The sequence below is a fragment of the Lachnoanaerobaculum sp. MSX33 genome (assembly GCF_000512995.1).
GTDB lineage: Bacteria > Bacillota > Clostridia > Lachnospirales > Lachnospiraceae > Lachnoanaerobaculum.
Genome location: NZ_AZXX01000086.1, coordinates 34,372 through 60,414 on the forward strand (window position 1 = coordinate 34,372; position 26,043 = coordinate 60,414).

30 protein-coding genes and 1 pseudogene are annotated in these 26,043 nt (G+C 34.4%); 2 read left to right on the top strand and 29 right to left on the bottom strand.

Translation table 11 applies throughout. The features are described from left to right. Positions 1-426 precede the first annotated feature (426 nt). From HMPREF1495_RS14355 to rpmG, 9 genes and pseudogenes are all read right to left on the bottom strand, one after another. Positions 427-1,894, bottom strand: a pseudogene (locus HMPREF1495_RS14355) (transposase); the annotation flags it as partial. Between the two features lie 149 nt (positions 1,895-2,043). Then, positions 2,044-3,663: a leucine-rich repeat domain-containing protein gene (locus HMPREF1495_RS10205; protein WP_034214463.1), complete on the bottom strand. Its 1,620-nt coding sequence runs from the start codon at positions 3,661-3,663 to the stop codon at positions 2,044-2,046. Between the two features lie 35 nt (positions 3,664-3,698). Then, positions 3,699-5,486 (bottom strand): leucine-rich repeat domain-containing protein, encoded by a 1,788-nt coding sequence (locus tag HMPREF1495_RS10210; RefSeq protein WP_034214465.1) that lies wholly within the window; start codon positions 5,484-5,486, stop codon positions 3,699-3,701. 20 nt (positions 5,487-5,506) lie between these two features. Continuing rightward, positions 5,507-6,205, bottom strand: coding sequence for a hypothetical protein (locus HMPREF1495_RS10215; protein ID WP_034214468.1), 699 nt, complete (start codon positions 6,203-6,205; stop codon positions 5,507-5,509). A gap of 342 nt (positions 6,206-6,547) precedes the next feature. Then, positions 6,548-7,243: a 50S ribosomal protein L1 gene (gene rplA / locus HMPREF1495_RS10220; RefSeq protein WP_007591304.1), complete on the bottom strand. Its 696-nt coding sequence runs from the start codon at positions 7,241-7,243 to the stop codon at positions 6,548-6,550. 17 nt (positions 7,244-7,260) lie between these two features. After that, the gene (gene rplK / locus HMPREF1495_RS10225) at positions 7,261-7,686 is read right to left on the bottom strand and encodes a 50S ribosomal protein L11 (RefSeq protein ID WP_009662424.1); all 426 of its coding nucleotides are present in this window, start codon (positions 7,684-7,686) and stop codon (positions 7,261-7,263) included. Between the two features lie 71 nt (positions 7,687-7,757). Further along, complete coding sequence (gene nusG, locus HMPREF1495_RS10230) at positions 7,758-8,291, bottom strand: transcription termination/antitermination protein NusG (RefSeq protein WP_034214470.1); 534 nt, start codon at positions 8,289-8,291, stop codon at positions 7,758-7,760. Positions 8,292-8,299: 8 nt separating this feature from the next. Continuing rightward, positions 8,300-8,497, bottom strand: coding sequence for a preprotein translocase subunit SecE (gene secE, locus HMPREF1495_RS10235; RefSeq protein WP_007591298.1), 198 nt, complete (start codon positions 8,495-8,497; stop codon positions 8,300-8,302). An 8-nt stretch (positions 8,498-8,505) separates the two neighbouring features. Next, complete coding sequence (gene rpmG, locus HMPREF1495_RS10240; protein ID WP_278321299.1) at positions 8,506-8,670, bottom strand: 50S ribosomal protein L33; 165 nt, start codon at positions 8,668-8,670, stop codon at positions 8,506-8,508. A 172-nt stretch (positions 8,671-8,842) separates the two neighbouring features. Here rpmG and HMPREF1495_RS10245 point away from each other — a divergent pair, with 172 nt between their 5' ends. After that, on the top strand, positions 8,843-9,931 hold the full coding sequence (locus tag HMPREF1495_RS10245; protein WP_034214472.1) for a PTS transporter subunit IIC: 1,089 nt from the start codon (positions 8,843-8,845) through the stop codon (positions 9,929-9,931). Positions 9,932-9,980: 49 nt separating this feature from the next. Here the strand turns inward: HMPREF1495_RS10245 and HMPREF1495_RS10250 are convergent, their stop codons facing one another. From HMPREF1495_RS10250 to HMPREF1495_RS10325, 17 genes are all read right to left on the bottom strand, one after another. Further along, the gene (locus HMPREF1495_RS10250; RefSeq protein WP_034214475.1) at positions 9,981-11,108 is read right to left on the bottom strand and encodes a glycerate kinase family protein; all 1,128 of its coding nucleotides are present in this window, start codon (positions 11,106-11,108) and stop codon (positions 9,981-9,983) included. Positions 11,109-11,188: 80 nt separating this feature from the next. Continuing rightward, entirely contained in the window at positions 11,189-11,929 is a 741-nt protein-coding gene (locus tag HMPREF1495_RS10255) for a hypothetical protein (RefSeq protein WP_034214476.1), read from the bottom strand. Positions 11,930-11,985: 56 nt separating this feature from the next. Further along, entirely contained in the window at positions 11,986-12,186 is a 201-nt protein-coding gene (locus HMPREF1495_RS14120; RefSeq protein ID WP_242832895.1) for a hypothetical protein, read from the bottom strand. A 475-nt stretch (positions 12,187-12,661) separates the two neighbouring features. Further along, positions 12,662-13,993 carry a tagaturonate reductase gene (locus tag HMPREF1495_RS10265; RefSeq protein WP_034214480.1) on the bottom strand — a complete coding sequence of 444 codons (1,332 nt, stop codon included), beginning with the start codon at positions 13,991-13,993 and terminating at the stop codon, positions 12,662-12,664. A gap of 251 nt (positions 13,994-14,244) precedes the next feature. Next, entirely contained in the window at positions 14,245-14,511 is a 267-nt protein-coding gene (locus HMPREF1495_RS10270) for a hypothetical protein (RefSeq protein ID WP_034214482.1), read from the bottom strand. A 49-nt stretch (positions 14,512-14,560) separates the two neighbouring features. Further along, the gene (locus HMPREF1495_RS10275; protein WP_034214484.1) at positions 14,561-14,977 is read right to left on the bottom strand and encodes a DUF523 domain-containing protein; all 417 of its coding nucleotides are present in this window, start codon (positions 14,975-14,977) and stop codon (positions 14,561-14,563) included. Beyond that, positions 14,974-15,489, bottom strand: a complete 516-nt coding sequence (locus tag HMPREF1495_RS10280; RefSeq protein WP_034214487.1) for a GrpB family protein — start codon at positions 15,487-15,489, stop codon at positions 14,974-14,976. The genes HMPREF1495_RS10275 and HMPREF1495_RS10280 overlap by 4 nt, the downstream gene beginning before the upstream one ends. A 37-nt stretch (positions 15,490-15,526) precedes the next feature. After that, a complete protein-coding gene (locus HMPREF1495_RS10285; protein WP_034214488.1) occupies positions 15,527-16,033 on the bottom strand; it encodes a GNAT family N-acetyltransferase in 507 nt (168 codons plus the stop codon). Further along, complete coding sequence (locus HMPREF1495_RS13930; protein ID WP_242832896.1) at positions 16,034-16,153, bottom strand: DUF523 domain-containing protein; 120 nt, start codon at positions 16,151-16,153, stop codon at positions 16,034-16,036. Positions 16,154-16,166: 13 nt separating this feature from the next. Beyond that, positions 16,167-16,481, bottom strand: coding sequence for a hypothetical protein (locus HMPREF1495_RS10290; protein WP_034214490.1), 315 nt, complete (start codon positions 16,479-16,481; stop codon positions 16,167-16,169). Positions 16,482-16,516: 35 nt separating this feature from the next. Beyond that, positions 16,517-17,023, bottom strand: a complete 507-nt coding sequence (locus tag HMPREF1495_RS10295; RefSeq protein WP_034214492.1) for a GNAT family N-acetyltransferase — start codon at positions 17,021-17,023, stop codon at positions 16,517-16,519. A 252-nt stretch (positions 17,024-17,275) separates the two neighbouring features. Continuing rightward, positions 17,276-18,145, bottom strand: coding sequence for a hypothetical protein (locus tag HMPREF1495_RS10300; protein WP_034214494.1), 870 nt, complete (start codon positions 18,143-18,145; stop codon positions 17,276-17,278). Positions 18,146-18,378: 233 nt separating this feature from the next. Continuing rightward, on the bottom strand, positions 18,379-18,918 hold the full coding sequence (locus tag HMPREF1495_RS10305; RefSeq protein WP_034214497.1) for a DUF1697 domain-containing protein: 540 nt from the start codon (positions 18,916-18,918) through the stop codon (positions 18,379-18,381). 25 nt (positions 18,919-18,943) lie between these two features. Beyond that, positions 18,944-19,489, bottom strand: a complete 546-nt coding sequence (locus HMPREF1495_RS10310; RefSeq protein ID WP_034214501.1) for a DUF6609 family protein — start codon at positions 19,487-19,489, stop codon at positions 18,944-18,946. Positions 19,490-19,527: 38 nt separating this feature from the next. Then, on the bottom strand, positions 19,528-20,556 hold the full coding sequence (locus tag HMPREF1495_RS10315) for a S66 family peptidase (RefSeq protein WP_034214502.1): 1,029 nt from the start codon (positions 20,554-20,556) through the stop codon (positions 19,528-19,530). A 150-nt stretch (positions 20,557-20,706) separates the two neighbouring features. After that, entirely contained in the window at positions 20,707-21,669 is a 963-nt protein-coding gene (locus tag HMPREF1495_RS10320) for a ComEC/Rec2 family competence protein (RefSeq protein ID WP_034214505.1), read from the bottom strand. Continuing rightward, positions 21,666-22,211, bottom strand: a complete 546-nt coding sequence (locus HMPREF1495_RS10325) for a hypothetical protein (RefSeq protein ID WP_009662573.1) — start codon at positions 22,209-22,211, stop codon at positions 21,666-21,668. The genes HMPREF1495_RS10320 and HMPREF1495_RS10325 overlap by 4 nt, the downstream gene beginning before the upstream one ends. 187 nt (positions 22,212-22,398) lie before the next feature. On the opposite strand from HMPREF1495_RS10325, the gene HMPREF1495_RS10330 reads away from it, so the two are divergent. Beyond that, the gene (locus tag HMPREF1495_RS10330; protein WP_034214507.1) at positions 22,399-23,895 is read left to right on the top strand and encodes a BCCT family transporter; all 1,497 of its coding nucleotides are present in this window, start codon (positions 22,399-22,401) and stop codon (positions 23,893-23,895) included. Here the strand turns inward: HMPREF1495_RS10330 and HMPREF1495_RS10335 are convergent. The 3 genes from HMPREF1495_RS10335 to HMPREF1495_RS10345 all read right to left on the bottom strand — a co-directional run bounded on the left by HMPREF1495_RS10335 (position 23,882) and on the right by HMPREF1495_RS10345 (position 25,964). Next, entirely contained in the window at positions 23,882-24,109 is a 228-nt protein-coding gene (locus tag HMPREF1495_RS10335) for a helix-turn-helix domain-containing protein (RefSeq protein ID WP_007591270.1), read from the bottom strand. The genes HMPREF1495_RS10330 and HMPREF1495_RS10335 overlap by 14 nt on opposite strands. An 87-nt stretch (positions 24,110-24,196) precedes the next feature. Further along, entirely contained in the window at positions 24,197-25,126 is a 930-nt protein-coding gene (locus HMPREF1495_RS10340; RefSeq protein WP_034214510.1) for a glycosyltransferase family 2 protein, read from the bottom strand. Beyond that, positions 25,119-25,964: a LicD family protein gene (locus tag HMPREF1495_RS10345; RefSeq protein ID WP_034214513.1), complete on the bottom strand. Its 846-nt coding sequence runs from the start codon at positions 25,962-25,964 to the stop codon at positions 25,119-25,121. The genes HMPREF1495_RS10340 and HMPREF1495_RS10345 overlap by 8 nt, the downstream gene beginning before the upstream one ends. Positions 25,965-26,043 lie beyond the last annotated feature (79 nt).

Consider the following 26,043-nt stretch of genomic DNA (forward strand, 5'->3'; position numbering starts at 1 on the left):
ACATTTGGAAAGTTCAAACAAGTATATTATTGAGAATTAACATCTATTTTAGCTTCTATAGCCGGTTCATACTCATCAATCCAATCCCGGCTTTGTACACAAGCTACAAAATCCTTATTATCCCACAAGTGGATAGTATTCTCTTTGTCTTAACATAATACCGTGGTGTACATATAGTGTCAATTTTGATGAATGACTGTTCCGTCCATAATTCTTCATCATTTTTCAATAGTTGTCATCGCACAATAAAAAAGGGGCTGTCGGGAAATAAGCATTTCTACTTCCCGCAGAACTAAATAAAAATATCCTGACAAATACAAGGCGTTTTTGCTTTGTAACTTTGTCAGGATATTTTATTTTTCTATAATGCTGTCTATTTTTTGGCATAAAATCCCCTTGGTATATATTTTGCTTTTGCATTTTTTACTATGCTGTTTTCTCCTGTAGTTTTCCTTCAAATTTCTTTAGTTTGGCATAGAGAAAACGATGATATTTATTTATATTTCTTCCTATTGCAAAAAGCATAAATTCTTTATAAACCTTATCTAAAGTATGATCGTTAAAGTGTCATTAATCTTCATTACTTTGTTCTTATCAATATCTTTATCAGGATTATACTTGTATAAACATTTAGACTTATGTTCACATCCACTACAGTCTGAACATCCATATACTTCATATGTTTGTGTATAACCGTTCTGTTCTTTCTTTTCTGTGTTGATATGTCTCAGTTCACGGCCGTCATGACAGATATAGACTTGCTCATCCTCAAATACCATTGTCCTCATGTTGTAGTATTTGCCTATATCTTTACTGTATGCTCTGGTTTTTCGTTTTTCATGATCCTGTAGTTTTATATAACTATCTATCTTATTTTCTTTTAGATATAAGAGATTTTTCTCACTACAATAGCCGCTGTCTGCCGTCACTTCTTCAAGTACTTCTCCAAATGCTTCCTTATGCTTTGGGGAAACTGGAATTAATGTATTATAATCTGTACGATCATTACTTACATAACTATGTACAATAAAATAATTCTCTACCGCTATCTGTACATTGTATACCGGCTTTAGCTGTCCGTTCAACATATGATCTTCCTTCATTCGCATAAAGGTTGCTTCCAAATCAGTTTTGGAATAGCTGTTTCTATCTTTTCCCATAATCTCAAAGCATTCTTTATAGTTCATTAATCGCTGTCCACAATGTTCAAGTTCTTCATATAGTTGTTGAAGTTGTAGCTTTCTCTTGCCCTTTCCGTTAACAAAGACAATGCCTTCTCCGTAAGCAATAGCCATAAGGTTTTTCTGAAGTTTAAGCAGTTCAAGAGAATAGCATCTATGACTTTATCAATTCCGTCAATCACAAACATCTGTGCATTTCCAAGCCCGTACTTCTCCCCAAAACCATTATCTTGTAAAAAAGAGTTATAGTCTGAATAAAGCTTATCGATAGAATCCAGAAGACCTGCCGGATGATAATTAATACTTCCACGCCATACAAAAGTATAACGATTAGCATTAGCTTCTATTTTTGTTCCATCAATAAACAATTCTTTTAATGTTACAAGCCCTTCTTTTTGTAAACGTCTCATAAACTGATAGTTTAATTCGTCAAGAATGTCTAAGGTAAGTTTCTTGCCTTTAAATTCATAGAAAGCATCTCTTTTAAGCTTTTTGCCCCCAGTAAGCAGGATAAAAGCGATATCTCGTTCACATAAATCTACAATGCGATCGATGGAACGTATTCCTCGCATATTTGCATAAGTAATAACTGCGTACATCATGATCGGGTTGTACCCTGTTCTTCCCTTGTCCGAACAATTGGCTAACAGTCCGGAAAAATTTAAATCCTCCATAACTTTTTTTATGGTATAGACAGGATCGTCATCGGGTAAACTCGATTTTCATTTTAATTTGTACTAAATCTTGACATAGAACCAACAAAACTCTACCAACCTAATCACTCATAATAAAATCAGAAAATAATTTTCGGCATTTTTCACAATGGAAATATACTACCCATGTACTGTAACAATATATTATTTTAATAGAATACAACATCAGGTTCTTTAAACCTCTCATTTAATTCCTCGCTTGAATGATATTTATCTTTTAAAATATATATTTTACCTAAATAATATTCATCTTTCAGTTTTTCCGGTACTCTAATCTCTTCCAGCATATAACATTCACTGATAGCATAGGGATCTACATATTCTACATTTTCAGGTACCGTTATAGTTTTAAAAGCACAATTTATAAAGACATGATCTTGTATTTTCTTTAAATTCTCAGGCATTTCTATTTCTTCCAAAGATGTACACTGACCAAATGTACATGACCTAAGTTCACTCAAATTGCTACCCTCACTGAAATATACCTCTTTTAATCTTGAGCAATTATAAAATGCATATTCACATATTATTTCAACACTTTTAGGTATATAAACACCTTCGATAAACTCTCTGTCTTCAAAAGCTCCCGCTGCTATCATTCTGGTGCCGTCTCTAATTTTTATTCTTCTCACACCTTTACCTGTGTAACCGAGAAGTATATCGCCAACATATTTACATCCATATTCATCAGACTCCATATCAAGCAGATAGTCGGTATTACTAAAACACCAATGTCCTATATTTTCTACGCACTTCGGTATATTTATTTCAGATAAATGTATACACTCCATAAACGCATAATCACCTATATCAACCACGCTCTCCGGTAAACTCACCTTTTTTAATCCCGAATACATAAATGCGGATTCCCCTATAATATGTACTCCTTTAGGAATGCTTATTTCTTCCAAAGATTTACAAGATCTGAAGCTCTCATTTCCTATTCTCTCTAAACTGTCCGGAAATTCAATCTTCTTTAAATTTTCATTATCATAAAATACACAGTCTGCAATTACTTCGGTGTAATCTTTAACCTTAACATACTCTTTATCCCCATCACTATATACCAATACTTTTCCTATATATGCACAACCGTATTCATCAATATCCGCTTTCCTAAGAATATCAGTTCCTAAGAAAGCATCTTCTCCAACAGTTTTTATCTCTTCGGGAATATTTATATCAGATAAACTGCTACAATTTCTGAAGGCATATTTGCCTATTTTTTCAAGACTGTTAGGAAATTTTATTGTTTTAAGCTTCTCGCAACCCTCAAAGGCACTGTCCTCTATTTCACCTATATTTCCCAAAAAAACAATATCCTCCAAAGATCTGCAATCCGAAAATACTTCCGTATAAGCAGCTCTCACACCCTTCGGTATTTCTATTTTCTTTAGTGAAATACAATTGTTAAAAGCCCCTGTCTGTATTACTTCCAGATTATCAGGTAATTTTATATCTTTAATTTTTACACAATTATCAAAGGCATGAAATCCTATTGTCTTTACTGTCTCCGGTATCGTAATATTTTCCAGATTTGTACAATTATAAAATACTCTATCACCTATATCTGTCACTCCGTCAGGTATCTCTATTTTTTTGATATTCTCTCTTTTCTCCAATATACCGTCTTCAATACCTAAAAAGATATTATCTTCTATAATCTTCTTACATTTCAAATTGCTCAAAAAGAAACCTATAGCTATGGTAAGGGCTATACCCGTTATAATAAATAAATATATCTTAGTCTTTCTGTTACCCACAAACATCCTCCCCTCTGATATTGCTATTCTAATAGGTAATTTCAATAATATATAACTTTAGGGTATACCTTTTCAGAGTTTATCTTTTTCTTTATTATAGCAAAATCCTCTTTTATACTTGAAGGTACTTCAATTTGCTTTAGGTTCTTGCATATAGTTATAGCAAGACTGTCTATATACTTCATACTTTCCGGAAATCTTATTTTTTCAAGGCTTTTACAATATGCAAAAGCTGCAAAGTGTACCTCTTCCAATCTTGAAGGCAGAGTAATCTCTTTTAAACCGGTACAACCAAAAAATACTCCCATATTCAATATTTTGATATCACAGCCCTCCTTAAATACAACCTTTTCAAGTGCTTCACAGTCTTCAAAAGCCTTTACACCAAGATATTCTGTACTCTTGGGTATCTCTATTTCTTTAAGACTTTTACATTCTTTAAAAGCTCCCAATTGAATTTCTTTAATATTGCTTTCTTCTTCAAATATACACTCATTTAAATTCTTACATCCGCTAAAAGCTTCCCTGCCTATGATTTCCACACTTTTTGGAATCTCTATGCTTTTTAATCCTTCAGAGTTTAAAAACGCCTCACTACCTATACTCTTTGTTCCTTCCCTGACTTTAACATAACTTGCTCCATGTTCATATTTAAGTAGTATATCTTGGAAATATTTACATCCGTATTCATCCTTTTCCAAATTTTCAAGCCAGTATGTATTCTCAAATACTCCTGCATCCAATTCGTCAGGAGTTTTTTCCATATCGATATCAGATAAATTTCTACAATTTGCAAATGCCATACTTCCTATATTCTTTACCTTTTCAGATATATTTATGCTTTCTATATCACATTCATAAAATGCTCTGTCTTCAATATCTTCTAAGCTTTGCGGCATATTTATATTTTTAAGACTTTTACAGTTTGTGAAGGCTTCATCCCCCACAACTATAATACTTTCAGGTAATTCAACCGTAATTAAATCAGGCAGATTTGAACAGGCTTTACTTGCAATCACTCTTGTACCATCTTTTACCTTCATTTCACTGCCTTTATTCCAATATTTTATCAGGGCATCACCTATATATATTCCATTCTCATCTTCCCAGAGTCCCCTCTCATAATACTTTGTACCTTCAAATGCACCTTCCTCAATATATTTTATTCCCTTAGACATATCTATTTCAGAAAGTTTTTTACAACCTTTGAAAGCATAGGAATTTATCTGTTCGACCGAATCCGGAATATCTATACTTTTTATTTTTTCACATCCCAAAAACGCTTCACTTCCTATACTTTTTAAACCGTCATTAAGCCCTATTTCTGTCAGGTTATTACAGTTTGAAAATGTAGACTCACCAATCTCCTTTACTCCAAGCGGAATACTTATTTTTTCCAAAGCAGTACAATCTTTAAATGCTGTTGCATTTATTTTCTCCAGGCCTTTGGGAAATTCTACCTTTTTTAAATTTGAGCATTTATAAAACGCTCCTTCACCTATCTCTTTTACATTATCCGGTATATTAATATATTCTATTTTTCTACAGCCTGCAAATGAAAGTATACCGATACTTTCCAATGTATCCGGAAATTTTACAGTTTCTAAATTTTCACAATCTATAAAGGCATACTCATTTATCATTTTTACACCTGTAGGAATTATCAGCTCTCTCATACTTTGCCTACTCTCAAATATACCTTCTCTAACACCTACTAATATATTTTCCTTTATAATCAGTTTCCTTTTTGCATGAGTACTTACATATATTGAAATAATCACAATCAATAATATAAAAATAATCAGCCTGACTTTTCTTCCTTTGCTCATACACAAATTTCCCCTTTATTTTACTTCACCACCTTAACAGCTTCATATAAATAATCTCTGTTAGTAAACAAATCCCATATACTTATAGCCCTATCCTCAAATAGAGTTTTTTCTGTCCCGTCTTCTCTTTCATATATTATTTTCCCCTTAAACTCCGAATCGTCATAATCCATGTATTTAAGAACATACAGATAATATGTACCGTCCTCTGCTGTTTTATACATATATTTTATAAGTTCATCTAAATTGTTTACTTCTTTAAACTCTTCCAGTCCTGCAGTTTCAGATATGGTTTGCGGTGATGTAAGCTTACCGTTTTTATCTCTTTTACACACTCTCAGATGCTTCATATTATCATTAAAAAAATCTATAAACTTCTGTGTATTTTCATCTTCTACAATCTTATATCTATATAAAATCCTACTTTGCCCATAAATGTAATCTGAAATGTCCCGTTCAACCGCATATGACTTATCATTATCCGTATATACATCATGAACCTTTCCTATCTTATCAATACACTCAAGGTCTGCTCTTAATAAATCTGCCAGCATTGCAATAATTCCCGCTTCAACACGATATTTCTCCGCTCTGTTTATTCTTCTGTCATTTAAATATTCCGCAATATCCATCGATGAAAAAAGCAATGTCAACACAAAAGATATTATTACAATAATCTTGAGCTTCTTTATTTCTATTCTTCTTGTTTCACTACACATAATCATACCCCCTAAAATTTAATAAAACACGTCTAAAATCCCTTAATTCATCTGATAATCCAATGTATCCGACATTAACATTATAATGGCGGATACGGATATCTTTATTTGACAATAAATACAATATACTACTATTTTCGTTATGCTTATTTACCTATATTTTAATCTATAAAACTGGTATTTTCAAGTTTTAATATAAAAGTATCTATATATACTTATTATGTTCTTAACTGTTCACAAAAATTAAACAAAAAACACGATACGCATTTTACATATAACAAAAAACTGCCACATACTCTTTACGAGTACATGGCAGTCTGTGCGTCTTTATTATATTAGCTATTAGCCTGTAATTTTAGCAACGTTGAGTCTGATTCCCGGACCCATTGTTGATGTTAAAACTACACTCTTAAGATAAGCACCCTTAACTGTGCTTGGTTTTGCCTTATTGATAGCATCCATAATGCTCTGGAAGTTCTCCAAAAGCTGCTGCTCACTGAATGAAGCCTTTCCTACAGGTACGTGAACGAGGTTTGTCTTATCAAGACGATACTCTACCTTACCTGCTTTGATGTCTGCGATAGCCTTTGTAACATCCATTGTAACTGTACCTGCCTTAGGGTTCGGCATAAGTCCCTTTGGTCCGAGTACCTTACCGAGGCGTCCTACAACGCCCATCATATCAGGTGTTGCAACGATAACATCAAAATCTAACCAACCGTCGTTCTGGATCTTTGGAATAAGCTCCTCTGCTCCAACATAGTCAGCTCCGGCAGCCAAAGCCTCATCAGCCTTTGGTCCCTTTGCGAATACTAAAATTTTTACAGTCTTACCTGTTCCGTGTGGTAGAACTACCGCACCACGAATCTGCTGGTCTGCATGACGTCCGTCAAGACCTGTTCTTATATGTAATTCTATTGTTTCATCGAACTTAGCAACTGCTGTCTTCTTAATTAAAGCTACTGCCTCGCTTGCATCATACTGTACGCTACGATCAACTAATTTGGCAGCTTCAACATATCTTTTTCCGTGTTTCATGTGTATTACCTCCTAAATTAGTCTTCTACTGTGATACCCATTGAGCGGGCTGTACCTGCTATCATAGAGATAGCTGAATCAATATTTGCTGCGTTAAGATCAGGCATCTTAAGAGTAGCGATTTCCTCAAGCTGTGCTCTTGTAATCTTAGCTACCTTTGTCTTGTTAGGTACGCCTGAACCTGAAGCGATTTTACATGCTTTCTTAAGTAAAACTGCAGCCGGTGGAGTCTTAGTTATGAAACTAAAGCTTCTATCTGCATAAACTGTGATAACAACAGGGATGATTAAGTCTCCCTGATCTGCTGTTCTTGCATTAAACTGCTTTGTAAACTCAACTATGTTTACACCATGCTGTCCGAGAGCCGGACCGACAGGTGGAGCCGGTGTTGCTTTACCAGCAGGTATCTGCAATTTGATATATCCTGTAACTTTCTTTGCCATATGGCACCTCCTTGTGGTAATTTCGGGGATTTCCCTCCCACGCATTTAAATAAATGCAACTATGTAATAAATTACATCTTCTTAACTTCTGTGAACTCGAGCTCTACTTTTGTCTCGCGTCCAAACATTTCTACGTTAATAGAAACAGTTTTCCTCTTTTCGTTGACAGCGGTAATCACTCCCACGGTATCCTTCCATGCTCCGCTGATGACTGTAACCATATCGCCTTCCTTAAGGTCAACCTCAAGTCTTGCTTCAGGCTTTGCGGCATCTCCGCTGTAGCCAAGTGCTACAAGTTCATCTTCGGTGAGTGGTACCGGCTTGCTTCCCGGGCCTACGAAACCTGTAACGCCTCTGGTATTCCTTACAACATACCAGGTTTCATCATTCATATACATATGTATAAGAACATATCCGGGGAAAAGTTTTTTATCTGACGATTTTTCGACACCATTTTTTACTTCAAGTATGGTCTCCATAGGAACCGTAACCTCAAGTATCTGATCTTGAAGTCCGCGATTCTCAATTGTCTTTTCAATATCTACTTTTACTTTATTCTCATAGCCTGAATAAGTATGGGCTACGAACCATTGTGCCTCTGCCATATTTTCACCTATTTAAGAACAAAGTTTAGTAAAAATTTGAAGATAAAGTCAAGTATTGATATTATAATACCAAGTACAATAGATGATGAAATAACTGCAATAGTTTGCTTTACAATATCATCCTTTGTCGGCCATACTATCTTTTTAAACTCTGTCTTTATTCCCTTCCAAAAGTCAGATATCTTTCCGCTTTTTCCTTCAGCCATAATTACTCCTATTTTGTTTCCTTATGCACTGTATGAGTTCTACAGAACCTACAATACTTTTTAATTTCCATACGGTCAGGATGATTTTTCTTATCCTTTGTCGTATTATAGTTTCTCTGCTTGCACTCTGTACAAGCAAGTGTTATCTTTGTACGCACAATCTCCACCTCCATTGTTCGAATTAGACTTGAAAATCCAAAAAAAAAGGACTTTGCATCCTTAATCTTAAGTATTCTAACATATACAAGTATAGCCGTCAATATATAAATATTTTTTTCTTGACAAATTTCAATTTAATTCTAGAATAAACATTGAAACAAAAAATCACGTCTATGGAGGGCTTCTATGGAAAAGCTAAAGTTATTTTTCAAAAGGAAAGATATTGTAATTTCAGCCAAGCGTTACGGCATTGATGCATTGGGCGCTATGGCACAGGGACTGTTCTGTTCACTGCTTATAGGTACTATTATAAATACTGTAGGTAAGCAGTTTCAGATCTCTTTTCTTACAAGTACGGTTGCTACTATTGCAGGGGTTGAATATACGGTAGGATCTCTGGCAAGTGCTATGAGCGGTCCGGCAATGGCTGTTGCTATCGGCTATGCACTCAATACTCCGCCGCTTGTACTCTTTTCCTTGATTACTGTAGGTTTTGCTTCCAATGCACTGGGTGGTGCAGGCGGACCTTTGGCAGTGTTATTTGTTGCCATTATAGCATCTGAAGTCGGAAAAATGGTTTCAAAAGAAACCAAGATAGATATACTTGTTACACCTCTTGTAACGATATCTGTCGGTATCTTTTTATCAGCTATACTTGCACCAACTCTTGGAAAAGCCGCTATGAAGCTTGGAACTGTAATTATGTGGGCTACAAGCCTTCAACCTTTCCTTATGGGTATACTGGTTTCACTCCTTGTCGGTGTAGCACTTACACTTCCTATATCATCGGCAGCTATTTGTGCGGCTCTTGGACTTACAGGACTTGCAGGCGGTGCAGCTTTAGCAGGTTGCTGTGCACAGATGGTCGGCTTTGCAATTATCTCCTTTCCCGAGAACAAATGGTCAGGACTTATATCTCAAGGTATTGGAACATCAATGCTGCAAATGGGCAATATAGTAAAGAATCCACGCATCTGGATTGCACCATGTATTGCATCAATGATTACAGGACCTATTGCTACATGTATATTTAAACTGCAAATGAACGGTGCTGCCGTATCATCAGGTATGGGTACCTGCGGTCTTGTAGGGCAGATCGGAGTGTATACAGGTTGGGTAAGCGATATTGCAAACGGAAGCAAAGCTTCCATTACTTCATTTGACTGGATAGGACTTATATTTATATCATTTGTTCTTCCGGCTGTTATAACACCTGTTATTCATATGTTCGTGAAAAAGATGGGTCTGGTAAAGACAGGCGATCTTAAATTATAAAAATAATCCTCGGGATTTTGTGAATTCCAAAATCCCGGGGATTTTATTTTTACAATAACCTGAATACCTGCTCAGCAGTATCTGTCAGATTTTTCTTTGCAGTATCTGTTTGCATCGCTTCTTCCAATGTAACTATTCTTCTTAAGATAGGAAAGAAGGCGTCAATTCCGTGTTCATTACAAACTCCTGCATCCTCTGTTACACTTCCTGAGAATGCTATAACTTTTTTATTATACTTCTTTGCGATATTTGCCACACCTACAGGAGCCTTTCCCATAACTGTCTGATGATCGAGTCTGCCCTCTCCTGTAACCACTATATCCGCATCCTTTACATATTCCTCAAGCTTTGTCTCATCAAGGACTATTTTTATTCCCGATTCAAGCTTTGAATTTGTAAAGTTAAAGAATGCATATCCAAGTCCGCCTGCCGCACCGGTTCCGGGATATTCACAGTCTGCATCGGGATATTTTTCCTTTACAATTTTTGAATAGTTCTTAAGCCATCCGTCCATATCGGCTACCATTTCCTTGGTAGCACCCTTTTGAGGTCCGTATATTGCAGAACATCCCAGATTTCCGCACAAAGGATTGTTTACATCACATGCCACTCTGAAATAACATTCCGAAAGCTCTTTTATTACATTCTCATCTCTTATGCTTACAATATCTCTGACACCGCTTGCTCCGAATCCTACCTGCTTACCTTCTTTATCAAGGAACTCATATCCAAGTGCCTGAAGCATTCCTATTCCACAGTCATTTGTTGCGGAACCGCCTATTCCAACCACAAAATGTCTGCAGCCTTTATTTATGGCATCCTTTATAAGCTCTCCTACTCCGAATGTTGTAGTATATAAAGGGTTCTTTTCATTACCGCTTACAAGTGTAATGCCTGCAGCCTGTGACATTTCTATTATAGCTGTTTTGCTTGAATAGACTATTCCATAAACAGCGTTTACTTTTCTCCCTACAGGTCCTGTTACATCAACATTTATAAGTCTTCCACCCATACCAATGGAAAGAGCTTCCACAGTACCCTCACCACCGTCTGCAAGCGGTCTTATTTCAACTTCCGCATCCTTATGTGCTTTCTTTATTCCCTTTGATATAGCTTCACCTGCCTCCAAAGAAGACATACTTCCTTTAAATGAATCAATGGCAACAACAACTCTCATTTTGCTGTTTCTCCTTTCATCTGTACTGATGCAAGTTTATCATATAAATACATCAAAATACACTTAAAAAATCTACCAGTTTATAAAATAATTCTTATACTATATTTTTTATATAAAATAAATCCTACCGATAAAACAGCGATTAATCCCCCGATTAATACTATGATTGAATTTCCCACACTGATTTTATCTGAATTATATAAAGCTATAAATTTTTTGATTTCATCAAAGCTATACCAGCCCTTTTTTATAGAAATTTTATCTCTCTCAATATCGACTAAAACCCCTACTTTTAATGAATCATCATCAAAAACTTTCACCAACAATACCGATCCGAATGGGGTGGCTCTGTCTGCCCCAAGCAAGAGGATATTTGTCATTCCTGTATTATATTGTTCACCTAAAAGCTCGGACATCAAAGCTATTGTTGTGTAATTTTTGTCCTCATAAATTAAATTTTCGACTTCAAAAAGATTACCGTTTTTATCATACGAAAGTATTCTTTCAAAGTATTCATTTGACGGCTTATATTCTGTCACAACCCAGTTGGAGTCTTTCATCTCAATAGTATCTGTATTCGATTCAAAGACAAGTTTTCTAAGTTCATCCTCAGATTTAATTTTGCTGACAGGCACCGCATTATATACAAAGAATAGATTTGTATTATTAACAACATTTTGATTAGGCTCCCCATTTTTTGAAAGAGCATTTATCATAACATCATTCGAAGGAGAAGTGATACCAAATGAATTGATGCAAATATTTAAAGAGAAAATACAAAAAAATATAAATACCGATATCTTTGCAGCTTTATTATTCATCTTAACCTCCATAAAACAATTAAATTAATAGACTGTGAAAATAATATTGATTACTCCTAATCATGTTTTTGTAAAACAAATGCTCCGCTTGAATTTCCCACTCTTGTATAATATTTTATCCCTACTCCCGGTGTAATAACACAAACTGTATTCTTATAATCATATATGGCATATGAGCCGTTGTCCAATGTAATCGTACAAAAACTCTCACCGGGATCTATTGTATAGTTTCTATATTCACGGGTCTTTGTGTCCATATATGTCCCATCTCCATAGAAATCAGTTCCAAAAAAAGAAATAGCATCTGAATTCACTACATCAAAAATTTGATCTGCACAATATGTACTACCTATTGGCTTTTTTATAGAATTATATCCATTAATACACAATATAAGAATTATTATAATAAATTCTATACTGCATATGGCAAATGCGATAATCCGCTCAATCGACTTTTTTTGCATAGGCATTTCCCCCATTTATTTCTTCCTACTCTTGATTAAACTGTATCTCACGTCCAATAGCTGTAGTTGTATGTGATGACACAAAATAACCGTCATTAACTCCTTCCTAATTCTAATTAATTTTCACAGTCTATATATCTTGACTGAATTATATCACTCTTCATATTTTTTTCAATTGATATCTTCCCCGGCAATAAGAATGTACAGCCAACACTAAAGCCTTTAGAACAAAATAAAAAAGGTGAAGTTTCCTCCACCTTTAAACAACTTATTTTAAGAGTTCATCATAGCAAGCCGCTACACCGTCTTTTTCTATCTTTTCAAACCATCTGTTTACGATATCATACATTTCGCTAAGGTCCTCACCCCAGTAATCTTCTCTCTTTAAGATATCCGCTACCGAAGCGCTCTTCATAAACTGTACAATCTCTTCACCGTCATTTGCCTCGTCCGTCTTATAGAATGCAATAAGTGCAGCCAATGAAAAGCTTAGTATCTCAGGATACTTTCCGTTTTCAGCCTTATATTCCAAGATTGTAGGAAGTACTCTTGCTCTGAACTTTGACACTGAATTAAGCGCAATTGATAAAAGCTGATGTTTGATAAAAGGATTTGAAAATCTCTCAAATACGGCCTCACCAAACTTTCTGTTGTCCTCGGTATCTCCTATTGTAGGTATTATTTCCTCAAACACGGATTTTCTAAGAAGTGATGATACCTTTTCATCCTTCATGCACTCGCCTACCGTCTCAAGTCCGTACAATCTTGCAGCTAAAACCATTGAAGTATGTGCTCCGTTAAGTATGCGAACCTTTCTCTTCTTATACGGATCCACATTGTCTGTCCAAACTACATTAAAACCTGCCTTTTGTAGCGGAAGCTCATCCTCGTGATTTCCCTGTATTACCCAAAGGTGGAAAATCTCGGCTGTATCCATCATATTGTCCTTTTGACCGATTCTCTCCTCAAGTGCCTTATGTTCATCTCTTGGGAATCCTGTAACAATTCTGTCTACCAATGTAGAGCAGAAGCTGTTTTCTTTTTCAAGCCATGAAGCAAAATCAGCTCCAAGCTCCCATTTGGAGGCATACTGCTTACAACATTTTAAAAGTTCTTCACCGTTGTGATCTATAAGTTCACATGAAAGTATAATAAATCCCGACAATCCTGCTTTAAATCTCTCATATAAAAGAGCTGTAAGTTTTGCCGGAAAGCTGTTTGCAGGTTTATCGGAAAGCTTGTTATCATCTTCATACACTATTCCGGCTTCCGTTGTATTTGAAACAATAAATCTGAAATCGGGATTCTTTGCAAGATTCAAATATCCTTCATAGTCATCATATGGATTGATACATCTGCTGATAACATCTATATGAGTATGCTCATCTACCACCTTACCGTTATCAACTCCTCTTAAAAAAAGATTGTATTCACAGTTTTGCGCTTCAAGCATCTCACACATACCGGTCTTTATAGGTTGAACAACCACAACCGATCCCTCAAACAAGCCCTTATCGTTTAACTTCTGGAAGAAATAGTCTACAAATCCTCTCAAAAAACCGCCTTCACCAAATTGGATGATTCTCTCTTTAGCCTTCATATTATACTCCTAATATTTTTTATTAACTACTGCAGCCATTGCCATCAGTAATCTGTTATCATTGAAATAATTTTACCTACTTCAATGTTATCTTTCAGCTTCCACATCTTAGCTTTATACATCGATATATTTGCTTCATATCTTCAGACTTTATTTTTTTGCCCTCTAATAATGTAAGCGTTTACATTTTTGAGTATATAATATTTGAAATTCTTTGTCAATCAAAAAAGACAGCCAAAAGCTGCCTATAATTACTCATCTTTCCAAATATATTTTTCAGGATTGCACCATCCACATATATAATCAAGCATATCCGCAAACCACTCTTTTGATAGTCCTTCCTCTAAGCTTTTATAATATTCAAAAAACATATTATATACAGAAACTTTTGAAATTCCCAAATCATATATACATATTAAAATATCATATCCTTGTCTACTGTAATCAGAATAATTCGATTCTGTAACAGCTTTAGACAGTTGTTTTATCTTATCAAATAATATATCAAAATCATTCATTTATTTACCTCTATATTTTGATTAAGAAAGCCGGCAGCCCCCTGTCTATCTATAAATCCTCTACATCTATCGCCTTTATTCCGTTTCTCCTTAATAAATCGGCAAATACACCCTGTCCCGGTATAATTTTCCCTGAAAATGAACCGTCATATACTGCATTTACTCCACATGAGGGACTTCTTGACTGTAATATAACAATATCGGCATTTTGCTCTTTTACTGTCTCAAGTGCTCTCCTCGCTCCTTCACGGAATTCTTTATCAACAGATGTGCCGTCCTTGAGACTGACTATACCGTTTACTATTTCCGCAGGTTCTCTTGGAATAGACAGTCCGCCAAGGACTTCCGGACAAACAGGTATTACATCATGTCCTTTTGTATAAGCTCTTACTTTTTCACTGTAATTATTTCCGCCGTTATATTTACAATTTTCTCCAAGTAAACATGCACTTACCGCTATTTTCATTTTAATAACCTACACTTCTTATAAATCTTTTCAATAATTTCCGATTTGAATTCCATATACTTATCTATATCATCCGGATAGAGTACTGCAGCCTGTTCTTTCACCTTTGAATATTCAGCTGCTAAAGCAGGATTATTTTCCAAAAAATTTCTAAATGTAATATGTTTGAAGAGTTCTTTGGAGTCTTGAGGGCATACATATAAATGATGAGTCATTAATTCTTCTTTTCCGGAGTATGAAAAAGCTTCTCTACCTTCAATACCCAAATCCCCCTCGTATTCATATCCTTTTTTATTAAGTAATTCTTTAATAATTGCAAATTTGTCCTTTTCAATAACAATATCAAGATCAATGACGGGTTTTGCTGACAGTCCTTCAACTGATGTACTTCCAACATGTTCAATTTTGATTGAATTGTAAATAATATCTTTACCTAATGAAGCTACTATCTTTTCATATTCATATTTCCATTGCGGATTCCATTTTTCTACTACGACTCTTTTTGTTCTCATTTACCGGTCATCTCCACAAATTCTAACTATAATTTCTCTATCTCAAATCCAGATACATTATATCAAAATCTATATATGAATCTCCTATTTTAAGATATGCGAAAGATGTACCGATTTTTCTGAATCCGAACTTCTCATAGACATGAATTGCTCTAAAATTATCACTTCTGACTTCAAGATTTATTATCTCAATACCATGTGACTTGGCATACTCTATCGCCATTTTAAGCAATCTGCTTCCAAGCCCTTTATTCCATTCCGATTTCAAAACTGTAATACCAAGTTCCGCCCTGTGATTCATTCGTCTTGGCATTCCGCTTAGGCTTACATCTCCAACGATTTCACCATCTCTCCATGCAAAAAATGAGCATGATCTTTCATCTTTCAGAAAAGATTTTATATATTCCGCCTCTCCTTCAACAGAAATCGGAAAGCCTTCCGCTCCAAATGACAGATTATCTGTCTCTGCCCCTATCTTTTTTGAATATTCTATTCTTGCTGAAGCATCCTCAGGAAATGCCTCTTTTATAATTATATTGTCCATTTATCTTCCCTTCTCAATAATCTTAGCTGTCTTTTCAAATAAATTCCCACCATTATATTTAAAATTTTCTCCAAGCAAACAGGCACTGACTGCTATCTTCATCCTCAATCCCTTCTTCATAAATTATATATCACTATCCCTGCCTTCTGTTCGTATTATTGTAAAATAACTCTTCCAACTCTTTTGTAAGTTTACCTTCTTTTTCAAGTCTACTCACAAAATTTTCTTCGTATCTTTCAAAATCCTCTGCACATCCGACATTCCCTGCAAGGAGTAATAGGGCTTTATCTATAGTATCCGAGTTTTTATTTCTTTTAAGCTCTGTCTTAATATATTCACATAAGCTGTCCAAAACCTCATAATTTTCTTTATCTGCTTTTTCAAAGTCACTGTCCCAATCTATTGAATCCAGTCTTTCTTTGAAGCACTTCAAATCTTTATTGGTCATATCTATCTATACTATCCTTCCAAATCTGCATTTTTCTATCTCAAATCCAGATACATTATATCAAAATCTATATATGAATCTCCTATTTTAAAATATGCGAAAGATGTACCGATTTTTCTGAATCCGAACTTCTCATAGACATGGATCGCTCTAAAATTATCGCTTCTGACTTCAAGATTTATTATCTCAATACCATGTGACTTGGCATACTCTATCGCCATTTTAAGCAATCTGCTTCCAAGACCTTTATTCCATTCCGATTTCAAGACTGTAATACCAAGTTCCGCCCTGTGATTCATCCTTCTTGGCATTCCGCTTATTCTTACATCTCCAATGATTTCACCATCTCTCCATGCAAAAAATGAGCAGGATCTTTCATCTTTCAGAAAAGATTTTATATATTCCGCCTCTCCTTCAACGGAAATCGGAAAGCCTTCCGCTCCAAATGATAAATTATCTGTCTCCGATCCTATCTTTTTTGAATATTCTATTCTTGCTAAAGCATTCTCAGTAGACGCTTCTTTTATAATTATATTGTCCACTTTGTACCCTTTTTCTAAAAAATAAAAACTGCGACAAATTTATAAATTCAACAATATTTAAAATAACTGTTTTTATTTGTTTTTCCGTATATAAACAATTTTACTTCTTTTTGTTTTTTAATAAGTATATTTCATAAAATATATACATATAAAAATCAAATAGCCCCTTATCACGGGGCCATTCAACACTATTATATAAACAGCTTTTTATAATTTGATAGTCAACACTTTTATATTTACAATGTTACAAAATTAGTAAATAGAATATGATGCCTTTCCCTTCTCTTTTCTCAGAGTACTCATAATCAAATCAGATCCGCTATGAAGTGCTTTTATCTGTTCCTCTGTAATATCTTTACCACGATCGTTTTCCTCTCCTGTGTAAAATGCAATTACGCCTTCTCTAAAAGTTACAAATACAGCCATTCCCATCATTTCCTCAGAATTCTCCTCAAGAAGAGCAGGATCCACTCCTTTTGTTGTGTAATAATATCCAACATAATAAGCGGCATTATTTACATCCTGATCATTATTATCTGCTTTCAAAAAATTTATATGCCCCTCTTCTCTTATAAAATCAAATCCATTTATATTCACTTTATCAGATTTGTCAACAATTATATCAATTTTATCATCATCACCGGAACCTAATCCAGCATAATCCTTTAATCCAATGCCCCAAAACTTTTGTGTCCTAAGAATATCCGGTACTTCTTCAAGTTTATCAGCAAATTTTAATTCATAATCTTTTGCCTTTTCTTCAGTAAAGCTTTCTCTGATAAGTAAAGCGTTGAACGGATTTACTACCGGTGTTTCACCTGCAACATTTTCTCTTTTATTTGTAACACTTCCTCTTTGATAATTGCTTAATGCACCTATCACACCAGCAAAACATACATGTTCACCTTTAGGTAAAGAATCAAACCAACCAAGAGAACCAAGTCTCGTAGGACATATTAAATCCTTTTTATTTTTTGTCGTTTTTTTCTTAGATGCTTCCACAGATGAGGATATTTCAGTTTTATTTGTTTCCGCATCTGTCTTATTAGAACTAACTCCACAGCCGCTAAAAATTGTCGCAATTCCTAACACTAAAGCAATACACCATATTCTTTTTTTCATTTGTTGCCCTCCACTACAATATTCATCAGTGTAATAAATATACACAGAATTTTTAATATTATATTTATCACTTTAAATATTTATATTAACAAAATACCCTACTTTATATATAAAAATATTACATTTAACTTTTCAATTAATCAACAAATTATTTTCTTAAGATTTATTTTGTATTATCTAAATGATATAAATACAGGAAAAATTAGGCCTTAGCTATTCATATAACCTGGCCTTTATTTTTCAAGGATCTCTGCTATCTTTTCAAATGTATTTCCATTCCGTATTGTTACCTGCTTATAAAATTCCTGTTTTATAAGCTTTTTGTGGTATGTAGTTTTCATGTATTCCGATTCATCATATTTTCCCCAAAATACAGCATTTTTTCCAATATAAACTATTTCATTATAAAATGTGGATTTATCTATAAAGTCAAGGATTTTGCTTCTATCCAAATCATAGGAAAAGAATAAAACGTCTCTTCTTGCCATTTCTTCATACCACCATTTGGGAAGGCTCTCCTTCTCTTTCAAGTACTCTTCTTTACTAATTAAAGTAAAAGGGATTGAAAAGTCAAAGTTCGTTTCCAATAAATGTTTTATCTTAGAGATACAACTTTCATAGCTTTCCCCACCGCTAAAGAATACATTCCCGCTGTTAATATAAGAATCAACATCCTCAAATCCCAATTCAGTTAACAAAACTTTCAATTCACCCATAGAGACTTTATTCTTTCCACCAACATTTATACCACGCAATAAAAGTATATATCTCAACTTACTTACCTCTATACAATAAAAATCATTTCTGTTTTGTCGGCTTAGAAAAAAACAACAGGTAAATTCCGAATATGAGCTTAATTGACGCATCAATATATGCAATCACAGTTACAGGAACGCCTGAGAAAATATATCCTGCCAAAATATTCAAAGTACAAACAGCACCTAAATAAATCATTGATTTTCCATGTACAAAGTAATACATAAAAAAGTGTATTGCGGTCGCCATCAATGCTCCCAACCAAATCAATCTCCAATTCTCATCGGCAAAGAACGGTCCACCAAGTAGTGACATTAAAACAACCAATAAAATAATTGCATATAATGATACTTTTCTTTGAAATTCAGAGGAACTTCCGTCAGACAGCTTATTTAACACTTTTTTATTTGTATTTATGAGTAAGAAGCTGACAATATATCCTATGCAAAACACCTGCATATTTATGATTTGTTTTCCACCAACAAAAGTAGCCACTAAAATAACTGCTGCCACCAAAATCAACCATAAGCCACATGCCCTCTTATAATTGAATTCCAGCTTCTCGTTTTTATTATATTTTAAAAACACATAACCTCCTCAAGTCATTTCTGCAACAAGCATCCGATTTAATTATCAAAAACAATCACCTGCTTATCCACATCTACCTCGGCTTCAACTCCGAAAGGAATAATGCACCTTGGTGTTGCATGACCCACATTTATATTATAGACAACAGATAAGTCTTTATCTCCGATTTCCTCAATTAAAATTTTCTTATACTCCTCATAATATACCTCATCTTGAGGCTTGCCGACTAAAACACCTGAGAGCACATCAAATATTCCGTACTCCTTTAAAGCTCCGATCATCTTTCTATATAGCTTCGGTTCAGGTTTATTCTCACTTGTCTCCAATAATAAAATTTTATTCTCCCACTCATTAAGACTTGGGAATAAATCATATTTTTTACAAAGAGATACCGTATCTTCAAATCTTGAATTATCAAATATATCATAGATTGAATCGATACAACCGCCCAAAATCTCACCTTTAAATACCGACTTACCGCAAAGTAATTCAAATCCGGTATTTTTATATTTTTCCATATCAACTCCGATAGAATTCTCACTGAAGTCTACTCTTTCCTTATACCAAAACTCACTTGGACGTATTTCTTTTATTTTTCCTGTTTTGATAAGCTCCTCAAAGTATTTTTTTGTATATGTCAACATATCATTTGAGAGCTCACATATATCAGGTAAAAATGCCTGACCGTAGAATGTTTTTATTCCCACTTTATTTAGCATAAAATGATTTTTGGTGGTATCTGAAAAGCCTAAGAATATTTTTTGTTTAACGTGCCTTTTCAGCTCATTGTTTTCAAACAGATATGGCAAAAGTTTATATGTATCAACTCCTCCTATTGCACATAAAATCATATCAATAGAGTCATCCTTAAACGCTTCTATCAAATCTTTAGCTCTACATTCGGGATGTTCTTTTATAAAGTCCATACCCTTAAGTGCATTAGGCAAAAATTCAACCTCAATACCATATTTATTTAATCTTTCCAGACCTATTTTAAGTTCATGCTTAATAAAGCTTTCTCCTAAAACACCGCTTGATAAACTTACTATTCCTATTTTCTTTACCATAAATACCTCAACATTCTTCTATCTATTTCAACATCTTTATTATACTATCAATTTTCATAAATTCACTATATTATTTATCATTAAAACAAAAACCGGTACAAGTATTGAATCCACAACACCTGTACCGGTTCATCATTTTTGGGTATTAAATTATTTGATGGTCTGGTCTCCGTCCTTTATAACAAAGTTCTTCTTTGTTCCCAACTCTTCCATCCAGGATCTAACCTCAAGAGTCTTATAATTTCCGGTATTGTAACCTGAACCTCCGTCATTGTCCCAAAGCCACTCAGGAGCATTCCACATAGCTACCTTAGGTGCGATGAGCTCATAAACATCTTTGTTTACACCGTACTGACCGTGATGAGCCATCTGTACGATATCAGCCTTTAACTCTGAAGCAGGTACATCCGCCTTAAGTCTCTCACCTGCTGCAGGTCCCATATCTCCTAAGAATAATACTCTGGTACCGTTGTCAAAGTCTAATCTGAAAACTACGGATGAATTGTTGATAGAGTTTGACTCTATCCAATAAGGATCATTGAGTACATGTATGGCTACACCGTCTACATAGTAAACCTCACCCTTGCTTGTCATATGAGATACACCTGCAGGTAATTTTGCTATTGAGTTTCTGATAGTATTTACCATCTCGGCTCTATAGCTTTCATATTTGTCATACCATGCCTGCTCTCTTATATTGTAGTAGAATGCATCTATCTGCAATCCCTCAAAACCGTTCTCTGCAAGCTTTGTAAATGCGCCGCCGTGATCGCTGTGAGGATGTGATAAAATCCATGCACTTACTTCATTACCGAAACTCTTTATAGTTTCTACCAAGTGTGGCTCATCCTCTGGAAGACCTCCGTCTACTACAATAATCTTGCCGTTCTTTGTCTTAATGACAAAGCTCATCATCTGACTCTTTGTAGATGAGGTGAGCATATGGATTTCGGCACCGTTTAAATAAGTATCCGCATCTGCCGGTGCACCCATTACAACCTTAGGATACTTTGATGAACTCTTACCTATAACACCTGCAAATGATGTCATACTTGTACTAAGTACCATCAATGAACATAATGACGCCATCAGAAATTTCTTTAGAAGTTTCATTTATCCCCCTTTTTATTCTGTAATTCTAAGTTAGTATTAGTCCCTGCTTCAATAACCTGATTCACAATATATCTGGAGTTTTCCATGATATCATCTTCTCTAAAAAGCTGTACCTCAAGATCATACTTATCAAAGAGTCCGCCATAAGAGTTTTCGCTTGATTTTTCTATAGAAAAATCCTGAGTTGCGGCATAATCATTTACTGCTTTAATATATTCAGTTCCGTATGCCAATGCTTCATCATCACTGATTTCATTTGACAGTGACCATATAAGCAATACCCTATTTTCATCAGCCTTAAAAGCCATATCAATATAATCACTCATCGGGTATAGAGTTTTGTCATTGAATTGCTCTTCTGCGTCACTTCTTATTTGAGTCCAATCCAAAGTTATATTTTTTTGAGTTTCAAATACAGGCTCATCTACCTCTTTATTCATCGAGGAATCTCTGACGACTATATCCGAATTAGCACAGGCTCCTGAAGATAAGGCAAATATTATAGAAACAATTCCTATAATATGTCTTTTAAATTTAATCATACATGAATACCTTTCCTTAGACATTTACTAACTTTTATATTATATCAAAGGGTTTTGTTTTGTGTAGTGTTTTTTTGATTATTCCATTTTTTTTAAGATATTTTTTATATCTTGATTTATTGCTATAAAAATGTTATCATGTTCAATATCTTGGTAAATATTTTGATTTTGAACATTTGGAGGTGTTATGAAAAAATCTGATATTGATTATTTTGTCACTATAGTTCCTTTTTTACTTGTAATATCACTTGTAATGTTATTTTTCATATTTCCTGCTCAAGCCGGAAATATACTTGCACAAATAAGGAGCTTATTAAACAACAGCCTGGGAATATTTTACCTTATATTCGGTTTGTTTATATTCTTATTATCCATATATATTGCATTTTCAAAATACGGCAGTATAAAGCTTGGAAGCGGCAAAAAGGAACATTCAAACTTTTCATGGGGCACTATGATGTTTACCGCAGGACTTGCGGCTGATATATTATTTTATTCACTGTGTGAATGGATGCTTTATGCAAATGAAGGCAGAATCAGCTCTCTGGGAGATACTACACTTTGGTCGGCTACCTATCCTTTATTTCACTGGGGACCTATTCCATGGGGATTTTATGTTGTACTTGCATCATGCTTCGGCTTTATGCTTCATGTAAGGAAAAGAACAAGGGCAAAATATTCAGAAGGACTTAGAGTACTTCTTGGTTCCAAAGTTGACGGTATTTGGGGGAAAATTGTGGACTTGATAGCGGTATTTGCACTTATAGCAGGTACGGCCACTACATTTTCACTTGCCACTCCGCTTCTTTCACAAACAGTTGCCAAACTTTTCGGTGTTTCAAATAATAATATACTTACTATAGCTATTTTGATTGTGACCTGTATTATTTATTCCGCCTGTGCTTATCTGGGCATTGACGGTGTATCAAAGCTTGCATCCTGCTGTACTTATCTGTTCTTTGCACTTTTGATATATGTATTCTTCGGTGGAGGACATGGAAAGTTTATACTTGAGCTCGGTTTTACTTCGCTTGGAAACCTTGTGAATAATTTCTTTTCACTTTCAACTTATATTGACCCTACCGGGCAGACAACTTTTGCACAGGACTGGACAGTATTTTACTGGGCGTACTGGATGGTATGGTGTGTAGCCACTCCGTTTTTTATAGGAAGTATCTCAAAGGGCAGAACAATTAAAGAGGTTATACTCGGCGGATATATATTCGGTCTTTCAGGTACATTTATGTCTTTTATAATACTTGGAAACTACGGTATTGCACTTAATGTGTTCGGACAGTTAGACTTATTAAAGATATACAATGAAAGTCAGAACCTATACCAAACCATAGGTGAAGTAATATCATCTCTTCCATTGCCTTTTATAGCAATGATACTTTTGATCCTTGCTATGATTACATTTTATGCTACTACATTTGATTCCATAACACTTGTAGCCGCATCTTATTCATATAAGGATCTTGAAGACAAAGAACCTTCAAAAAAGATAAAGCTTTACTGGTCAATACTTTTGATACTGCTGCCTATAGGACTTATTTTTTCGGACAACTCCATGTCAAACCTACAGACTGTGTCCATTATCGCGGCATTTCCTATAGGAATTATAATGCTTTTACTTATAATTTCATTCTTTAAGGATGCCGATATGTACCTTAACGGTAAGTGAAAATTTCGTGATTCCAAAACTCGCCTATGGATATTGAAAATCCTATGGCGAGTTTTTCTATACTCAAAATACTTGGATTTTTAGTCCTGCCTGAAATGATGTCTTTTATAGTAGTCTTGGGAACACCGGATCTTTTTGATAATTCATAGATTGTAATATTTTTCTCATAACATAATAATATAATTCTTTTAGAAATTGCCTGTGATATATTCATATGCTCTCCGATTTTAGAAATGTATTTAAATTTAGAAATATACTTTTATTCTATCAAAAAAAGAGCCGTTTTCACAGCTCTTTATATTTAAAAATTAATTTTTTCCTCAACTATATATAAAGGACGGTCCTTTTGCTCGGCCAGTATAAGTCCCAAATATTCTCCTATTATTCCCACTATAAAGAAAAGTACCGAGAACATAAAGCATATCAAACATATAATTGTTGCATAACCGCTCGGTGTACCTACTCTTAAAAAAGATACAACAGTATAAATCATCATTATGATAGCTAAAAATGCCGCCATTCCTCCTGCATACATTCCAAGTTTCAAAGGAAGATTTGAGAATGTCATTATAGTATTCATGGAAAATCTGAAAAGTTTTTTTATTGAATACTTGCTCTCGCCCGCATACCTTTTTCTTGCCTCATACTCTATATTTGTGGTATTGAAACCTACATTCTGAACATAACCGCGAAGGAATCTTGTCTTCTCTCTGTAGTTATTTCTTAATATGTCGGCAACCCTTTTTGATATTCCGAAGAAATCGGACGCATTACTTACAAGCTTCATATCGCTTACTTTATTGATCACTTTGTAAAATCCATCCGATGTTATATTTTTCAATATACCTGCCGATTTATTCTCGGTTCTGACCATATTTATTATATCAAAGCCCGAATCAAATTTTCTTATAATCTCAGGCAGTAATGTAGGCGGATGCTGTAAATCCGCATCCATACAGACAATATAGTCTCCGCTTGCATAATCTATACCGGCAATCATAGCCGCCTCATGTCCGAAGTTTCTTGAAAAATGTATAACCTTCACATTCTCATCATCTCTTGATAATTTAAACAAAGTGCTTCTTGACCCGTCAGTACTTCCGTCATTTACAAAAATTATCTCATATGGATTATCAATTAATAGAAGAACCTTTATTGTCTCTCTGTAAAATTCAAATAAAACTTCCTCTTCATTATATACAGATACAATAATTGAAATCTTCTTACTCATATACTTCTATCTCCGTACTTCCATGTGTCGGTACTCTGTCAGCTTTTGGAGGAGGTGTCATATAGTCTCCGTAAACCAGCTGTAATACATTTTCGTATTCATCTATGATTGATAATGAAATATCTTCAAACTGAATTTTGATATATTTCTCATACCATCTGCTGTTTACCTCTATGTCGATATAATCCGGTTGATAATTGCTGTAATACCAGGTTTTATTTTTTCTGCCTTTATAAAACAATTTTGAAATCTTATCCTGTATACGGAATAGAAATTTCATAGGTATTATTTTACCGAAGATAGAGAAAAACAATATGGCGATTTTCATCATACCCTTATACTTCTTGAAATCAAGCTTCTTTCTATGTCCCATGGAAAGAAGATATATAAGCTTTTGAGTAAATAGTGTAAACTTTTTTAATGTTTTTTTGTTCGGCAGTTTATCTATTATAAATATATCAACCCAAAGATGATTGAGTTTACCTTCATATGGATCTTTTTTATCCTGTTTTTTATGTCTGATACTGGGCTTATAAATAATTCTTGGAGTAAAATCGTAAAATACCTTTCCTCCTTGAAACTCATCAGGCATTATAAATTCCAGCTTATCCGATAATTCTCTCTTAACAATTTTTCTGAAAGACTCAAAATTAGCTCTTGTCATTGCAATATCGGCATCATCATCCCAAGGTATAAATCCCCCATGTCTGATAGCTCCAAGCAATGTACCAGAGTCCAAAGTATAGTTTATTTTGTATTTTGTACATATTCTATCTATTTCCTGTAAAATATATAGATTTGCTTTCTGCAAAGCCAACATTCCGTAAGAATTATCCATTTATAGGCCTCTTTTCAAAAATATTTATATTTAAATATTAACTACATCATTCTACACTCTTTATACCTTACAAATCAAC

Coding starts and splice junctions, on each gene's coding strand:
- HMPREF1495_RS10205 (WP_034214463.1), bottom strand. CDS start 3,663: ATGTTTGTGGGTAACAGAAAGACTAAGATATATTTATTTATTATAACG.
- HMPREF1495_RS10210 (WP_034214465.1), bottom strand. CDS start 5,486: ATGAGCAAAGGAAGAAAAGTCAGGCTGATTATTTTTATATTATTGATT.
- HMPREF1495_RS10215 (WP_034214468.1), bottom strand. CDS start 6,205: ATGTGTAGTGAAACAAGAAGAATAGAAATAAAGAAGCTCAAGATTATT.
- rplA (WP_007591304.1), bottom strand. CDS start 7,243: ATGAAACACGGAAAAAGATATGTTGAAGCTGCCAAATTAGTTGATCGT.
- rplK (WP_009662424.1), bottom strand. CDS start 7,686: ATGGCAAAGAAAGTTACAGGATATATCAAATTGCAGATACCTGCTGGT.
- nusG (WP_034214470.1), bottom strand. CDS start 8,291: ATGGCAGAGGCACAATGGTTCGTAGCCCATACTTATTCAGGCTATGAG.
- secE (WP_007591298.1), bottom strand. CDS start 8,497: ATGGCTGAAGGAAAAAGCGGAAAGATATCTGACTTTTGGAAGGGAATA.
- rpmG (WP_278321299.1), bottom strand. CDS start 8,670: ATGGAGGTGGAGATTGTGCGTACAAAGATAACACTTGCTTGTACAGAG.
- HMPREF1495_RS10245 (WP_034214472.1), top strand. CDS start 8,843: ATGGAAAAGCTAAAGTTATTTTTCAAAAGGAAAGATATTGTAATTTCA.
- HMPREF1495_RS10250 (WP_034214475.1), bottom strand. CDS start 11,108: ATGAGAGTTGTTGTTGCCATTGATTCATTTAAAGGAAGTATGTCTTCT.
- HMPREF1495_RS10255 (WP_034214476.1), bottom strand. CDS start 11,929: ATGAATAATAAAGCTGCAAAGATATCGGTATTTATATTTTTTTGTATT.
- HMPREF1495_RS14120 (WP_242832895.1), bottom strand. CDS start 12,186: ATGGACACAAAGACCCGTGAATATAGAAACTATACAATAGATCCCGGT.
- HMPREF1495_RS10265 (WP_034214480.1), bottom strand. CDS start 13,993: ATGAAGGCTAAAGAGAGAATCATCCAATTTGGTGAAGGCGGTTTTTTG.
- HMPREF1495_RS10270 (WP_034214482.1), bottom strand. CDS start 14,511: ATGAATGATTTTGATATATTATTTGATAAGATAAAACAACTGTCTAAA.
- HMPREF1495_RS10275 (WP_034214484.1), bottom strand. CDS start 14,977: ATGAAAATAGCGGTAAGTGCATGTTTACTTGGAGAAAATTGTAAATAT.
- HMPREF1495_RS10280 (WP_034214487.1), bottom strand. CDS start 15,489: ATGAGAACAAAAAGAGTCGTAGTAGAAAAATGGAATCCGCAATGGAAA.
- HMPREF1495_RS10285 (WP_034214488.1), bottom strand. CDS start 16,033: ATGGACAATATAATTATAAAAGAGGCATTTCCTGAGGATGCTTCAGCA.
- HMPREF1495_RS13930 (WP_242832896.1), bottom strand. CDS start 16,153: ATGAAGAAGGGATTGAGGATGAAGATAGCAGTCAGTGCCTGTTTGCTT.
- HMPREF1495_RS10290 (WP_034214490.1), bottom strand. CDS start 16,481: ATGACCAATAAAGATTTGAAGTGCTTCAAAGAAAGACTGGATTCAATA.
- HMPREF1495_RS10300 (WP_034214494.1), bottom strand. CDS start 18,145: ATGAAAAAAAGAATATGGTGTATTGCTTTAGTGTTAGGAATTGCGACA.
- HMPREF1495_RS10315 (WP_034214502.1), bottom strand. CDS start 20,556: ATGGTAAAGAAAATAGGAATAGTAAGTTTATCAAGCGGTGTTTTAGGA.
- HMPREF1495_RS10320 (WP_034214505.1), bottom strand. CDS start 21,669: ATGAAACTTCTAAAGAAATTTCTGATGGCGTCATTATGTTCATTGATG.
- HMPREF1495_RS10325 (WP_009662573.1), bottom strand. CDS start 22,211: ATGATTAAATTTAAAAGACATATTATAGGAATTGTTTCTATAATATTT.
- HMPREF1495_RS10330 (WP_034214507.1), top strand. CDS start 22,399: ATGAAAAAATCTGATATTGATTATTTTGTCACTATAGTTCCTTTTTTA.
- HMPREF1495_RS10335 (WP_007591270.1), bottom strand. CDS start 24,109: ATGAATATATCACAGGCAATTTCTAAAAGAATTATATTATTATGTTAT.
- HMPREF1495_RS10340 (WP_034214510.1), bottom strand. CDS start 25,126: ATGAGTAAGAAGATTTCAATTATTGTATCTGTATATAATGAAGAGGAA.
- HMPREF1495_RS10345 (WP_034214513.1), bottom strand. CDS start 25,964: ATGGATAATTCTTACGGAATGTTGGCTTTGCAGAAAGCAAATCTATAT.